The sequence below is a fragment of the Kitasatospora sp. NPDC092286 genome (genome assembly GCF_044755565.1).
GTDB lineage: Bacteria > Actinomycetota > Actinomycetes > Streptomycetales > Streptomycetaceae > Kitasatospora.
On record NZ_JBIVRD010000014.1, the window covers coordinates 167,316 to 179,570 of the forward strand.

Below are 12,255 nucleotides of genomic sequence, written 5' to 3' on the forward strand. Positions count from 1 at the left end.
GGCGGGGGGGGGGGGGGGCCCCCCCCCGGGGGGGGGGGGGGGGGGGCGCCGGGGCCCCGGGGGGGGGGGCCCCCCCCCGGCCCCCCCCCCCCCCGCGGCCCCCCCCCCGGCCCGGTGCGGCTCAGCCCAGCCGGGCGGCGTACGCCTCGATGGCGTCCCGCTGGTACGCGGCCAGACCCGGGGCGACCGCCTCGTACGCCGCGCGCCACTGCTCGTTCTCCACGCAGGAGCGCCCGATCGCGCGGTACTCCTCGGCGGAGACCGGCCGGAGCGCGGCCAGCGCCCGGTACTGCCCGTCGGCCTCGGCCTGGACGGCCTCGGCGTCGGCGGGCACGCCGGCGGCCATCAGCTCGGCCAGCCGGACCATCAGCGCGGTGCGCTCGCGCTGCCCGGCCTCGATCTCGGCCTCGCTCATGGTCGCGGTGACCCGCTCGACGGTCGCGGCCAGCTCCGGCTCCGCAGCGCGGCCGGCCAGGAGTCTCAAACTCAGACATCGTCGGGCTCCGGAATCGGGCAGCCATCGTGTTCGACGCTGGACGTGTAGGCGGTCAGGTCCTCGATGAACCGCCCGTACACCCGGGCGCCACAGTTCGGACAGATACCCAGCTCGACCGGGGCCTCCGCAGGCACGCCGCCGCCAGTGCTCACCTGAGGCCTGGCTGGACGTACGCACCCGACGTGATTGGTGATCCAGTCAACGATTCCGGTGCATCTCCGCTGGTGCAGATGTACCCGTACCGGTCGGCCGCGCCGACGTCCCTGTGGCGGCAGCTCATTCACCAGGCCGACCACGAGCTGACCTTCGCGGGCTACACCAACTACTTCCTATGGCTGGAGCAGTCGAACTTCGGCGACCTCCTACGGAATAAGACGGCGCGGGGATGCCGCGTGCGATTCGTCCTCGGCGACCCCGCCAGCCCGGTCACCCGGCAGCGCGAGCTGGCGGAGGACGTGCCGCTGACCTTGTCCACCCGAATCGAGGTGACGCTGTCCGAGCTGGCCAAGCTGAAAGACACCACCGTCGAGGCGCGGTACGAGACCGGGCACGTCTCGTTGTCCGTCTTCAGGTTCGACCAGGACATGATCGTCACACCGCTGCTGCCCGGTAGGATCGGCCACGATGCCCCGATGATGCACCTGCGGCGGGCACAGGATGACGGCGTCTTCGACCGCTTCGCCGGCCACGTCGAAGACCTGTGGGCACGCGGCCGTGACGTATGGACAATCCCGACAGCAGAGGTGACGGCCGATGCCCAGGCGTGACTACGAAGACGACCCCAACGCTCCCAAGGCCAACTCGCTGGTGCCGGCCGCGAGCGTCGTAGTCGTTGACGACGACGGCCGCGTCCTCCTCCAGCGCCGCACCGACAACGGCATGTGGGCCTTGCCCGGCGGCAAGATGAACCTGGGCGAATCCCTCGCGGACTGTGGCATCCGGGAAACGCTGGAGGAAACCGGCATCGTCGTCGAGATCACCGGCATCGTCGGCACCTACACCAACCCCGGCCACGTCTTCGCCTACGACGACGGCGAGGTCCGGCAGGAGTTCTCCATCTGCCTTCTCGGGCGCCCGGTCGGTGGCGAGATCCAGGTGTCCGACGAGTCGACCGAGGTCGCCTGGGTCACCCCGGCCGAGACGGACGAGCTGCCGATGGTGGCCAGCATCCGCAAGCGGCTCGCTGACTGGCGCTCGGGTGAGGGCCCTGTCGTTCGCTGACCGTTGCCCGTTTCCTCTTTGGTCACAGGTCCGTCACGGCGTGCCCACACCACCCACACCGTCGATACGGTCCCCCTCACCACACTCACCACACGCTCTGGAACATTCATGCGCCGCGCCACCATCGCCCTGCTCACCGCCGGCCTCATCGCCACAGCCACCGCGTGCTCCAGCAGCAGCGACAAATCGGAAGGCCCGAGCACGCCCACAGCCACGAATGGCGCCACCCTCGCCAAGGACACGGCAGCCGCCGCACCGGGTACCGCTACTACCACTGCGACCCCAGCCGCCGCCGCATTCACAGCGGTCGCCAAGGCCGTCCCCACCGCGAAACTCGGCAAGACCGTCACCGCCGAGGACGACCCCAACCACCTGCTCGGACGGCCCGGCCAATACACCTCGAAGGTGACATTCACCGACTCACGCATCAAGGATGCGGACGTCGAGGGCCAGGACGAGGGAGCTGTCGTCCGCGGCGGCGCCGTCGAGGTCTTCGCCGCTGACGCCGACGCCAAGGCCCGCGCCGAGTACATTCAGGGCATCGTCAAGAGCATGCCCGCGGCCATGGAGTACGACTACGTCCACGGGCCGGTGCTAATACGGGTCTCGAAGATCCTGACGCCTGCCCAGGCGAAGGAGTTCCAGGCCGCCATCGGAGGCTGACCCCTGACGTCCCGATCAGCCTCCTACGGGTGGGGAATCAAGGTGGGCAGGTCCGGCCAATCCCGTAGTACGGAGCGGCCGCGCGTACCTCGGGCCCCGGGACCGCGCGCTACGCCCCGAACCAGTCCAGCCACTGCCCGTGCGGTGCGGCGATCGCCACCGGCTGTTCGTCCAGGGCGAGCGCGAACACCGCCAGGTCGGCCGGTGCCGGCCGGGGCAGCCGACGGAGGACCTCGGGCAGGATGACCGGCGACTCGTTGGAGATCCAGTGCCCGGGCAGCGTGCGCATCGTCGCCGCGAACTCCTCCCGCGCCTCCGGGGGCAGATAGCTGAGCACCGCGCTGTGGAACACCACCGGTGTGGCCCCCTCCGGCGCCCGGGCGACCAGCTCCCGGACCGTCTCGTTGAGGTCGCCGCGCACCAGCTCCGGCGGGTCCGCCCGGGCGATCCGGACGGCGCCGCGCAGCCGCTCCAGCCGGGCGGTCTGCTCCGGCCAGACCAGGGCCTCCAGCCAGCGGACGTCCTCCTCGTCCCGGACGTCCAGCGGGTTGAGGTCGACCCCGGCCCGCCACACCACCTCGGGCAGCCGGGCCGGGAACGGCACCGGGCCGCTGGTGGCGCACTCCAGCGTCGCCGGACCGTCGCCGGGCCCGAACTCCGGCCGTCCGTCGTACCGGTAGCGGTACCGGTCCGGGTAGAGGCAGAGCCCGGCCGAGGCGCCCACCTCGATCAGCGCGAGCGGCTGCGGCAGGGCGGCCAGCAGCGGCAGCAGGCTCGCGCAGCGCCCGGGCTCGTTGGTCTGCGTCCGGCGCCGCAGCATGGCCGCGCGGACGTCCTCCCAGCGGGCCAGCACCCAGGCACGGAAGGCCGGGTAGCCGTCGCCCACCGGGCCGCCGAGGAACCGGACCGCCCCGAAGAGCAGGTTCGGCTGCCGCTTCGGGGCCGGCAGTGCGCTGACCAGCCCCATCAACTCGACGTCCTCGGCGCACCGTTCGGAGAGCTCCTGATAGCTCGCCGAGTTCCCCCGGGCCTCGCGGGTCGCGAACCTCCGGTACAGCTCGCCCGTCTCCGGTTCCACGTTCTCTCCTCTCACCCTCGGCCGCCGCTGTTCCGTCTCTGCCAAGGGATTCCGGCGGACTCTTGTCCGCCTTCGCCGTCCGCTGTACGGGTGCCGACCCGGTCGCCGGAGATCGAGTCCACCCGAACCGACCGTAGCCCTCCCCGCCAGGAGCCGTCATGAAGCCGCCGAAGTCCAAGGTCGGCGCCCGCGTCGCGCCGACGGCGGCCGCCCGGGCCCGGATCTCCCTGGCCACGGTCGGTGTGCACACGGCATGATCGCCTCTGTTCGCGTACGACCCCGAGCCCGACCCGCTCCACCCGCTCCACCCGCACCGCCCGCACCGTTCCCGAGCCGCCCCTCCGACTGAACGAAGCGACCATGCGTCCCGAATCACCCTGGCGGATAGCCGACTTCCGCACCCTGTTCACCGCCACCGCCCTCGCCCAGCTCGGCACCAACATCGGCTACGTCGCCGTCCCCCTCATCGCCGTCTCGGCGCTCGACGCGAGCGCCGGGCAGGTCGGGGCGATCGCCACCCTGAGCACCCTCGCCTTCCTCCTCATCGGCCTGCCCGCCGGCGCGTGGGTGGACCGGATGCGCCACCGGCGCGTGCTGATCGCGGCGGACCTGGTGAAGGCCGCGCTCTACGCCTCCGTCCCGCTCGCCTGGTGGGCGGACGCGCTCACCCTCTGGCAGCTGTACGCGGTCGCGCTGCTGAGCGGGTGCGCGACCGTCTTCTTCGACATCGCCTCGCAGAGCGTGCTGCCGCAACTCGTCGGCCGCGCACACCTGGTGCAGGCGAACTCCGCCGTGGTCGGCCTGATGGCCGTCGGCAACATCGCCGGGCGCGGCGCGGGCGGCGCGCTCGTCCAGCTCCTGACCGCCCCGTTCGCCATCGGCGCGACGGCGCTGAGCCACCTCGGCTCGGCCCTGCGCCTGATCGCCCTGCGCCGAACCCCCGCGCCCCCGGCGGCCGCCCGCGCCGGGACCGGCCTCGGCGCGCAGATCGCCGAGGGGCTGCGGCACGTCCTCGGCAACTCCGAACTGCGGGCCCTCGCCGTCTCCGCCGCCATCACCAATCTCGGCTTCCAGATCGTCAACACCCTGCTCCCGGTGCTGTTCGTCCGTGAACTCCATCTCCCGGCAGGCGCCCTGGGTCTGTTCTGGGCGGTGGGCGGGGTCGGCATCCTGCTCGGCTCCCGCTGCGCCCGCCCGATCGCCGCCCGCCTCGGCTACGGCCGGGCGCTCGGCCTCGTCGGCCTCTGCGTGGCGCCCGCCGGGCTGCTCGTCCCGCTGATCGGCGGCGGCGCCTGGCTCTGCGTGGCCGGGGCGGGCTGGCTGCTGCTCCTCTTCAAGACCGGAATGGACAACGTGCTCGGCGTCAGCCTGCGTCAGCGGATGACCCCGGACGCCCTGCTCGGCCGGATGAACGCGACCTTCCGCTTCCTGCTCACCGGCGCCATGGCCGTCGGAGCCGCCCTGGCGGGTCTGCTCGGCGAACTGGCCGGCCTCCACCCCGCCCTCTGGGTCGGCGGCGTCCTCCTCGCGGTGGCCTTCCTCCCGGTCTACCTCTCGCCGATCCGCACCCGCCGCCTCCCCGACCCGCCGGCGGCGGTGGTCTCTCCCGCGTCACCCGCACGTGACCTCAAGCGAGCTTGAAGTTCCATCCCGTGGTCTTCGCAGGGGACCCGAGCGGACTTCCGCTCTCCGTTCTACGCGCGCCGCGCGGGTTCAGCCCTCCTGGCGGGCGGCGGGTCCCACAGCGCCCGGTCCCACAGCGCCCGGTCCCGCAGCCGGGAACGGGCAGCCGCGCCCGGGGCCCGCGCCGTCCGGGAACGTCCCCAGCTCGCTGATCCGGTAGCCGCCGGGGTAGCCCCTGACCTGCCGGTTGTCCCGGGCCAGGCGGGGCCGGCGGCGCGGTGGCAGCAGGCGGACGAGGCGCCCGCGCAGGCGCATGCCGCCCCGGACGGCCTGCTGGAGGGCCGCCGGCGGCTTCGCGTATCCGAACGCCTCCCGCAGGGGGTCGTCCAGCAGACAGATCGACGAGGTCCGCATGGACGGCCGCATCGGCGCCGGGTACCAGGACGCCATCAGCCCGAGCGTCGCGTCGGAGACGTCCCGCCCGCCCTGGTCGTAGCCGAAGTGGGCGCGCTCGTAGCCGTCCAGCAGCCGCTCGAACTCCTCGTACGTGCCCGGGATCCCGCTCAGCCCCATGTGGCGGCCCAGTTCCCGGTAGTAGTTGGTGGTGGCCCGCACCTCGTGCGGCGAGTACGGGCGCCAGCCGTAGTCGTCGAGCCAGCGCTTGGGCACCACGACGAAGGTGGCGAGCACGTACAGGAAGTCGTCGTTGGTGATGTCGTACCGCCTGTGCATCTGGTTCATCCGCCGGATCGCCTCCCGCCCCTGCTCCGAGGCGAAGCCGTGCTCGACGACGGCCTCCAGGATCAGCGTGGTGTCGTCGTACCGCTTCTGCGCGCGCCGGGTGAACTCACCGGTCCCGGCCAGCAGCCGGCCGATGCCGGGTACGGCGTAGGTGCGGTAGAGGGCGAAGCTGAGCGACTGGGTGGTGTCCCAGGGGAACTCGTACCAGCTGCTGATCCGGTAGATCTCGGTGAACTCGGTTTCGGGATCCATCCGCTGAATCCGCTTCAGCCAGTCGTATCGCTGCACAGGCCGACGATAGGGGCCGGTCAGGAACGGGTCAACGCGGACGGGTCGGCTCGGCCGGAACGGGTCAGCGCGAACGGGCCAACGCGAACGGGCCAACGCCGGCGGGACGGGTCCCGTCGGTGCCGTCCGGGCGTCGCTGCCGGGCCGGCGCCCGGGGGCCCGCTAACTTTTCTCCGGAAATCCTCGCCGGGGATGTCGAAATCGCGGGCCGTGCTTCTACCTACCCGTGAGAGTGCCCCGGCGGGACGGACGAGGGGCGCGGCACCGGAGAGAACGAGGAGCAGGGCCATGAAGTACATGCTGCTGATGCAGTTCAGCGAGAAGACCGTCGACTTCCCCAAGATCGACGAGTGGAAGCCCGAGGACGTCCAGGCGCACATCCGCTTCATGCAGGACACCAACCGGAAGCTCGCCGAGGCCGGGGAACTGGCCGACGCCCAGGGGCTGGCCATGCCGGAGACCGCGCGGATCGTGCGCTCGCACAGCGGCGGCGCGCCGGTGGTCACCGAGGGGCCGTTCCCGGAGACCAAGGAGTTCCTGGCCGGCTGGTGGATCGTGGACTGCGAGAGCGATGCGCGGGCGGTCGAGATCGCCGCGGACGTCTCCGCCGCCCCCGGCCCCGGTGGGCGGCCGCTGAACATGCCGATCGAGGTGCGCCAGGTGATGTCGGCGCCGCCCACCGAGTTGTGAGCACCGGCGACCGTACCGTCGAGGACCTGCTGCGCGAACTCGCGCCGCAGGTCCTCGGCGTGCTCACCCGCCGCTACGGCGACTTCGACACCGCCGAGGACGCCGTCCAGGAGGCCCTGCTGAACGCCGCCGTCCAGTGGCCCGGGGAGGGCCTGCCGGGCAACCCGCGCGGCTGGCTGATCCAGGTCGCCACCCGCCGGATGACCGAGCAGGTCCGCAACGAGCAGGCCCGCCGCCGCCGGGAGGACCTGGTGGCCGGGCAGGTGCCGGCCGACCGGCAGGCGGCGCCGGCGGCGGACGCCGGGGACGGGGCCGCTCACGACGACACCCTCACCCTGCTCTTCCTCTGCTGTCACCCCGCCCTCTCGCCCGCCTCGGCGATCGCGCTCACGCTCCGCTCGGTGGGCGGGCTGACCACGGGGGAGATCGCCCGCGCCTTCATGGTGCCGGAGGCGACCATGGGGCAGCGGATCAGCCGGGCCAAGCAGCGGATCAAGGCGTCCGGCGTGCCGTTCCGGATGCCGGACGCCGACGACTGGCCGGCCCGCCTGGACGCGGTGCTGCACGTGCTCTACCTGATCTTCAACGAGGGCTACACCAGCAGCGCCGGGCCCGACCTGCGACGCGTCGAACTCTCCCGGGAGGCGATCCGGCTGGCCCGGGCCGTCCACACGCTGCTCCCGGACGACGGCGAGGTCACCGGCCTGCTGGCGCTGATGCTGCTCAGCGACGCCCGCGGCCCGGCCCGCACCGGCCCCGGCGGCGAACTCGTCCCGCTCGCCGAGCAGGACCGCGGACGCTGGGACGCCGCCGCGATCGCCGAGGGCGTCGCACTGATCACGGCCGCCCTGCCGCGCGGGCCGGTCGGCCCCTACCAGGTGCAGGCGGCGATCGCGGCCGTCCACGACGAGGCCCCGACGGCCGGGGAGACCGACTGGCCGCAGATCCTCGCCCTGTACGGGTGCTGGAGCGAATCTCCGACAATCCGCTGATCACCCTCAACCGGGCGGTCGCAACCGCGATGGTGGACGGCCCCGCCGCCGGACTCGCCGTCCTCGCCGCCGCCCCGGCCCTGCTGGAGCACTACCGCCTGTACGCGGTCCGCGCCCACCTGTCCGAGCTGGCCGGCGACCGTGAGGCCGCCGTCGCCGACTACCGCACCGCCGCCCGGCGCACCGCCAGCCTCCCGGAACGCCACTACCTCACCCTCCGGGCGGCCCGGCTCGCGGATTCGGCCGACAGCGATCAGCACCCCGCCGGGGGTGGCGGGGTGGCAGAGTGCGCACCATGACGACGCGCGCACAGGCCCAGGGAAGCAGCACCGGATCCGCCACCGCCGACAGCGACTCCGGTGCCTTCAGCGGTGAAGTGGCCGAGTACTACGCAGAGTTCCGGCGCGGCTACCCGTCGGCGGTCCTCGACGCCCTGCAGACGGCGTTCACCCTGGACGCCGACGCCGCCATCGGCGACCTCGCCCTCGACCTCGGCTGCGGCACCGGGCAGCTCGCCCTCCCGCTCGCCACCCGCGTCCGTACGGTGATCGGCATGGACCCCGAGCCGGACATGCTCCGCCAGGCCCGGGCGGAGGCCGCCCGGCGCGGGGTCGGCAACGCGCTCTGGGTCCTCGGCTCGGACACCGACGTCCCCGCGCTCCACGGTGTACTGCCCGCGCGGCTGGGCCTGACGGTGATCGGCAACGCCGTCCACTGGATGCGGTACGAGGAGCTCTTCCGCGCCATCCGCCCGCTCACCCGCCCCGGCGGCGGCGTTGCGGTGATCGCCAACGGGACCCCGATCTGGGCCCAGGAGACCGACTGGTCCCGCGCGCTGCGCACCGCCCTGGAGGACCACTTCGGCGGTTCCCTCGCGACCTCCTGCGGCACCGCCGCCGACGACCGGGAGCGCTACGCCCGCGCCCTCACCGCCGCCGGGTTCGCCGACGTGCACGAGACCACCCTCGACTACGCGGCGGAGCTGACCTTCGAGCAGCTCCTCGGCTCCCTCTACTCCGCGATCCCGGCCCCCGACCTGCCCGCCCCGCCCGCCCGCCCGGCCTTCGCCGCCCGCCTGCGCGCCGCACTCCCGCCCGGTCCGGCCTACCCCGAGCAGGTCAGGGTCTCCCTCCTCACGGGGCGGGCGTAACGGCGCCGGGCCCGCCCGGGCCGGTGTTCGCCACCGGCCCGGGCGGGGCGTCACGCCAGGTGGCCGGCCGGTGATGAACGGCGCGGGCCACTGGTGTCGAGGCTAGATGACGGAGATCCAGTCGCTGCAGAACCACCAGGCGGGGCCGCCGGGCTGCTCGGAGCACACCTGGTAGGCGGAGACGAGCTCGGGTGTCCACACCTGGCCGGAGCCGCCGCCGTTGCCGTCGGGGTCCTTGACGAAGTCAACGACGCCGTTGATCATCCGGTAGTTCGTCCGGAAGCCGGCGTCGTCAGAACGCTGGTCATAGGCGAACACCCTCCTGTTGCCGTCGCCGACACCACCGTGACCACAGTTCTCGGTGCGGAAGACGCCGCACCGGTTGATGTGGGTGTTGCCGTCCCAGGCGCTGGCCGCCGGAGCCAGGCCCACCCCCGCCCCCACGACCACCGCGAGCCCCCCGATGACAGTGGTGAGCCGTCGGCTCGTCTTGATCTTCATTCTCCCGCCCCTCTTTCGGTGCCAACGAAACCGCGCGACACCCGGCGGCTTCGTTCTTGGAGAGAAGCCTGTGCTCGGGATGGAGACGGAGTCTTGTAGAAGTGCGCATGGCGCAGGTCGGCGGCAGAGCGCGGGCACATGCTGCGGGCGGCCGGCGCGGGACCGTGGACGGCGGCTCGGGAACCTTCCTCGACCAAGCCGGAGGCGGAGGGGAACGCCTTCTTCGATGAGGGACAACGGTGGGTGACCGGGCGGGTGGACGAATCGGACTTGAATCTTTACGAACGAATGTTCGATCCTGAGGTGTGCCCGTTTTCGAATCTGCTTTCGAATCCATCGCCGAGCGGGAGCCGCTCCGGCCGGTGGTGTCGACGGCTGCGCCGCGTGGGGGCGGGGTGGCCGCCGGGGACCGGGGGCTGTTGCCGGTGCCGCCCGCGCTGGGGGCGGTGCTGCCGGAGGGCGGGCTGCGGCGGGGGACGGCGGTGTCGGTCGGGGGCGGGGACGCCGGGTTGCTGCTGGCGCTGGCGGCCGGGGTGGGGGAGGCGGAGGGCGGCTGGGTCGCCGCGGTCGGGCTGCCGGATCTCGGGCTGGCCGCGGCCGCCGGGTACGGGCTGGATCTGCGGCGGCTGCTGGTGGCGGACGACCCCGGGCCGCACTGGGCCGAGGTGGTGTCGGTCCTGGCCGGTGCGGTCGAGCTGGTCATGCTGCGCCCGGACGGGCCGGTGGCGCCCAGCGAGGCCGCCCGGCTGGCGGCCGTGCTGCGGCGCAGCGGGTGCGTCCTGCTGGTGGCCGGGCCGTGGCCGGGCGCGGTGCTGCGGGTGGGGGTGCGGTCCGGGCGGTGGTTCGGGCTGGGGGACGGGCACGGGCAGCTCACCGGGCGGCAGGTGGAGGTGGTGGCCGAGGGGCGTGGCTCGGCGGTGCGCGGCCGTGCCGCCAGGCTCTGGCTGCCGGACGAGCGCGGAGAGGTGCGGGCGGTGACCGGGACGTCTGGGCTGGATGGGCTGGATGGGCCGGACGAGATGCACGAGGTGCACGGGATGGGGGAGGCCGTGACGCCGGGGGCCGGGGTCGGCCTCGCACGCATGGCGGTGGTGTGAGATGGCGGACGGCGCGAAGACCGGGACGGTCGGTACGCCCGGCACGCCGAGGGTGCTGGTGGTCTGGTGTCCGGACTGGCCGGTCGCGGCCGTCGAGGGCGCGGGGACCGACGGGCGCCCGGTGGCGGTGACCGCCGGCGGGCGGATCCTGGCCTGCTCGGAGGTGGCCCGGGCGGCCGGGGTGCGGCAGGGGCAGCGGCTCAAACTGGCCCAGCGGCTCTGCCCGGCGCTGGAACTGCGGGACCGCGACCCGGAGGCGGAGACCCGGCGCTTCGAGCCGGTGGCCGCGGCGGTGGAGGCGTTCACGCCCCGGGTGGAGGTGCTGCGTCCGGGTCTGTGCGCGATCCCGGTGAAGGGGCCGGGCCGGTACTTCGGCGGTGAGGAGGCGCTGGCGTCGAAGGTCCGTACGGCGGTGGCGGCCGCGCTGGCGGGGGAGTGGGCGACGGGCTCCGCGCACCCCGGGCACCCCGCCGACGGCGCGCACCCCGCCGACGCGGATCCGGCCGGGCTGGACCACCCCTCCGGTCCGCGTGCCGAGGCTCCGCACGCCCAGGTCGGCGTCGCCGACGGCCTGTTCGCCGCCGTGCTGGCGGCCCGGGCCGGGGTGCTGGTGCCGGCCGGGCGGACGGCGGAGTTCCTCGCGCCCTACCCGGTGGCCGCGCTCGGTGACGAGGTGTCGGCGGAACTGCTGGACCGGCTGGGCCTGCCCACCGTCGGGGCGTTCGCCGCGCTGCCCGCCGAGGCGGTCGCGGACCGTTTCGGCCCGGCCGGTACGGCCGCCCACCGGCTGGCCCGGGGGCTGCAGCCGCGTCCGCCGGTGCCACGCGAGGAGGGGCCGGACCTCTCCGTCGAGCAGCGCTTCGACCCGCCCGAACCGCTGGCCGAACCGCTGGTGTTCGTCGCCCGCCCCCTCGCCGAGCGGCTGCACGAACGGCTCACCGGGGCGGGGCTGACCTGCGGGCGGGTCGCCGTCGAGGTGGTGTGCGCCGACGGGCGGACGGCCTCGCGGCTCTGGCGGCACGAGGGCCGGCTGTCGGCGACGGGGCTCGCCGAGCGCGTGCGCTGGCAGCTCCAGGCCTGGCAGAGCACGGGCGCGTTCGACGCGCCCGGCGAAGGGCGAGACGGAGCGCCCGAGGGAGCACACGACGCGGGCTTCACCGCCCTGCGCCTCGTCCCCGACGGGCTGGCCCCCGACCAGGGGTGGCAACTGGCGCTCTGGGGGCAGGCGGTCGTGGACGACCGGGTGGAGCGCGCGGTGGCCCGGGTCCAGGCGGTGCTCGGGCATGCCGGGCTGCGCCGGATCGAACCGGCCGGCGGGCGGGGGCCGGGCGAGCAGGCGGTCCGGGTGCCGTGGGGTGAACCCCACGAGCCGGGGGCACCGGTCGATGCCCCCTGGCCGGGGCGGCTGCGGGACGTGTGGCCGGCCGTGGTGTACCGGGCCCCGGTGCCGGTCGCGGTGGTGGACGCCGACGGCCGGCCGGTGACGGTGGACGGCCGGGCAGGGGTGTCGGCCCGGCCGTCCACCGTCGTGGTGCGGGGGCGGGAGCTGCTGGTGGACGGCTGGACCGGGCCCTGGCCGGCCGTCGAGTACTGGTGGGACCAGTCGCTCGCCCGCCGCCGGGCGCGTTTCCAGGTCGCGTCCGCAGACGGCCGTGCCCTGTTGCTGACGGTGGAGGGTGGCGAGTGGTTCATGGAGGCCGGCTACGACTGACGTC

Annotated in this window: 11 protein-coding genes and 2 pseudogenes; 9 read left to right on the plus strand and 4 right to left on the minus strand. The window is 74.0% G+C overall.

Features of this window, described 5'->3' with window-relative positions:
• Positions 1–121 precede the first annotated feature (121 nt).
• Positions 122–430 (minus strand): annotated as a pseudogene (locus ACIQIB_RS17090) (TipAS antibiotic-recognition domain-containing protein); the annotation flags it as partial.
• A 248-nt stretch (positions 431–678) separates the two neighbouring features.
• On the opposite strand from ACIQIB_RS17090, the gene ACIQIB_RS17095 reads away from it, so the two are divergent.
• The 3 genes from ACIQIB_RS17095 to ACIQIB_RS17105 all read left to right on the plus strand — a co-directional run bounded on the left by ACIQIB_RS17095 (position 679) and on the right by ACIQIB_RS17105 (position 2,380).
• Positions 679–1,263 (plus strand): XRE family transcriptional regulator, encoded by a 585-nt coding sequence (locus tag ACIQIB_RS17095; RefSeq protein ID WP_400656417.1) that lies wholly within the window; start codon positions 679–681, stop codon positions 1,261–1,263.
• Positions 1,250–1,717: an NUDIX domain-containing protein gene (locus ACIQIB_RS17100; protein ID WP_363613871.1), complete on the plus strand. Its 468-nt coding sequence runs from the start codon at positions 1,250–1,252 to the stop codon at positions 1,715–1,717. The genes ACIQIB_RS17095 and ACIQIB_RS17100 overlap by 14 nt, the downstream gene beginning before the upstream one ends.
• A 108-nt stretch (positions 1,718–1,825) precedes the next feature.
• Entirely contained in the window at positions 1,826–2,380 is a 555-nt protein-coding gene (locus tag ACIQIB_RS17105; RefSeq protein WP_400758713.1) for a hypothetical protein, read from the plus strand.
• Positions 2,381–2,489: 109 nt separating this feature from the next.
• On the opposite strand, the gene ACIQIB_RS17110 is transcribed toward ACIQIB_RS17105, so the two are convergent.
• Positions 2,490–3,458, minus strand: coding sequence for a DUF2332 domain-containing protein (locus ACIQIB_RS17110; protein WP_400758715.1), 969 nt, complete (start codon positions 3,456–3,458; stop codon positions 2,490–2,492).
• A 360-nt stretch (positions 3,459–3,818) separates the two neighbouring features.
• Between ACIQIB_RS17110 and ACIQIB_RS17115 the strand changes: the two genes are divergently transcribed.
• Positions 3,819–5,099: an MFS transporter gene (locus tag ACIQIB_RS17115; RefSeq protein WP_400758717.1), complete on the plus strand. Its 1,281-nt coding sequence runs from the start codon at positions 3,819–3,821 to the stop codon at positions 5,097–5,099.
• Positions 5,100–5,171: 72 nt separating this feature from the next.
• On the opposite strand, the gene ACIQIB_RS17120 is transcribed toward ACIQIB_RS17115, so the two are convergent.
• Positions 5,172–6,110, minus strand: a complete 939-nt coding sequence (locus ACIQIB_RS17120; RefSeq protein ID WP_400758719.1) for an oxygenase MpaB family protein — start codon at positions 6,108–6,110, stop codon at positions 5,172–5,174.
• 288 nt (positions 6,111–6,398) lie between these two features.
• Between ACIQIB_RS17120 and ACIQIB_RS17125 the strand changes: the two genes are divergently transcribed.
• The 3 genes and pseudogenes from ACIQIB_RS17125 to ACIQIB_RS17135 all read left to right on the plus strand — a co-directional run bounded on the left by ACIQIB_RS17125 (position 6,399) and on the right by ACIQIB_RS17135 (position 8,942).
• Positions 6,399–6,800 carry a YciI family protein gene (locus ACIQIB_RS17125; RefSeq protein ID WP_363613881.1) on the plus strand — a complete coding sequence of 134 codons (402 nt, stop codon included), beginning with the start codon at positions 6,399–6,401 and terminating at the stop codon, positions 6,798–6,800.
• A pseudogene (locus ACIQIB_RS17130) lies at positions 6,797–8,091 on the plus strand (RNA polymerase sigma factor). Before ACIQIB_RS17125 ends, ACIQIB_RS17130 begins: the two are co-directional and overlap by 4 nt.
• Positions 8,088–8,942 carry a class I SAM-dependent methyltransferase gene (locus tag ACIQIB_RS17135; RefSeq protein WP_400656402.1) on the plus strand — a complete coding sequence of 285 codons (855 nt, stop codon included), beginning with the start codon at positions 8,088–8,090 and terminating at the stop codon, positions 8,940–8,942. Before ACIQIB_RS17130 ends, ACIQIB_RS17135 begins: the two are co-directional and overlap by 4 nt.
• Positions 8,943–9,044: 102 nt before the next feature.
• On the opposite strand, the gene ACIQIB_RS17140 is transcribed toward ACIQIB_RS17135, so the two are convergent.
• Positions 9,045–9,443, minus strand: coding sequence for a hypothetical protein (locus ACIQIB_RS17140; protein ID WP_363613886.1), 399 nt, complete (start codon positions 9,441–9,443; stop codon positions 9,045–9,047).
• A 305-nt stretch (positions 9,444–9,748) separates the two neighbouring features.
• Between ACIQIB_RS17140 and ACIQIB_RS17145 the strand changes: the two genes are divergently transcribed.
• Entirely contained in the window at positions 9,749–10,540 is a 792-nt protein-coding gene (locus tag ACIQIB_RS17145; RefSeq protein ID WP_400758722.1) for a hypothetical protein, read from the plus strand.
• 1 nt (position 10,541) lies between these two features.
• A complete protein-coding gene (locus ACIQIB_RS17150; protein WP_400758724.1) occupies positions 10,542–12,251 on the plus strand; it encodes a DNA polymerase Y family protein in 1,710 nt (569 codons plus the stop codon).
• The last annotated feature ends 4 nt before the right edge of the window (positions 12,252–12,255 follow it).

Bases quoted from the DNA above. Each gene is read 5' to 3' on its own strand.
- ACIQIB_RS17100 (WP_363613871.1), top strand. From the start codon at position 1,250: ATGCCCAGGCGTGACTACGAAGACGACCCCAACGCTCCCAAGGCCAAC.
- ACIQIB_RS17125 (WP_363613881.1), top strand. From the start codon at position 6,399: ATGAAGTACATGCTGCTGATGCAGTTCAGCGAGAAGACCGTCGACTTC.
- ACIQIB_RS17105 (WP_400758713.1), top strand. From the start codon at position 1,826: ATGCGCCGCGCCACCATCGCCCTGCTCACCGCCGGCCTCATCGCCACA.
- ACIQIB_RS17115 (WP_400758717.1), top strand. From the start codon at position 3,819: ATGCGTCCCGAATCACCCTGGCGGATAGCCGACTTCCGCACCCTGTTC.
- ACIQIB_RS17135 (WP_400656402.1), top strand. From the start codon at position 8,088: ATGACGACGCGCGCACAGGCCCAGGGAAGCAGCACCGGATCCGCCACC.
- ACIQIB_RS17150 (WP_400758724.1), top strand. From the start codon at position 10,542: ATGGCGGACGGCGCGAAGACCGGGACGGTCGGTACGCCCGGCACGCCG.
- ACIQIB_RS17140 (WP_363613886.1), bottom strand. From the start codon at position 9,443: ATGAAGATCAAGACGAGCCGACGGCTCACCACTGTCATCGGGGGGCTC.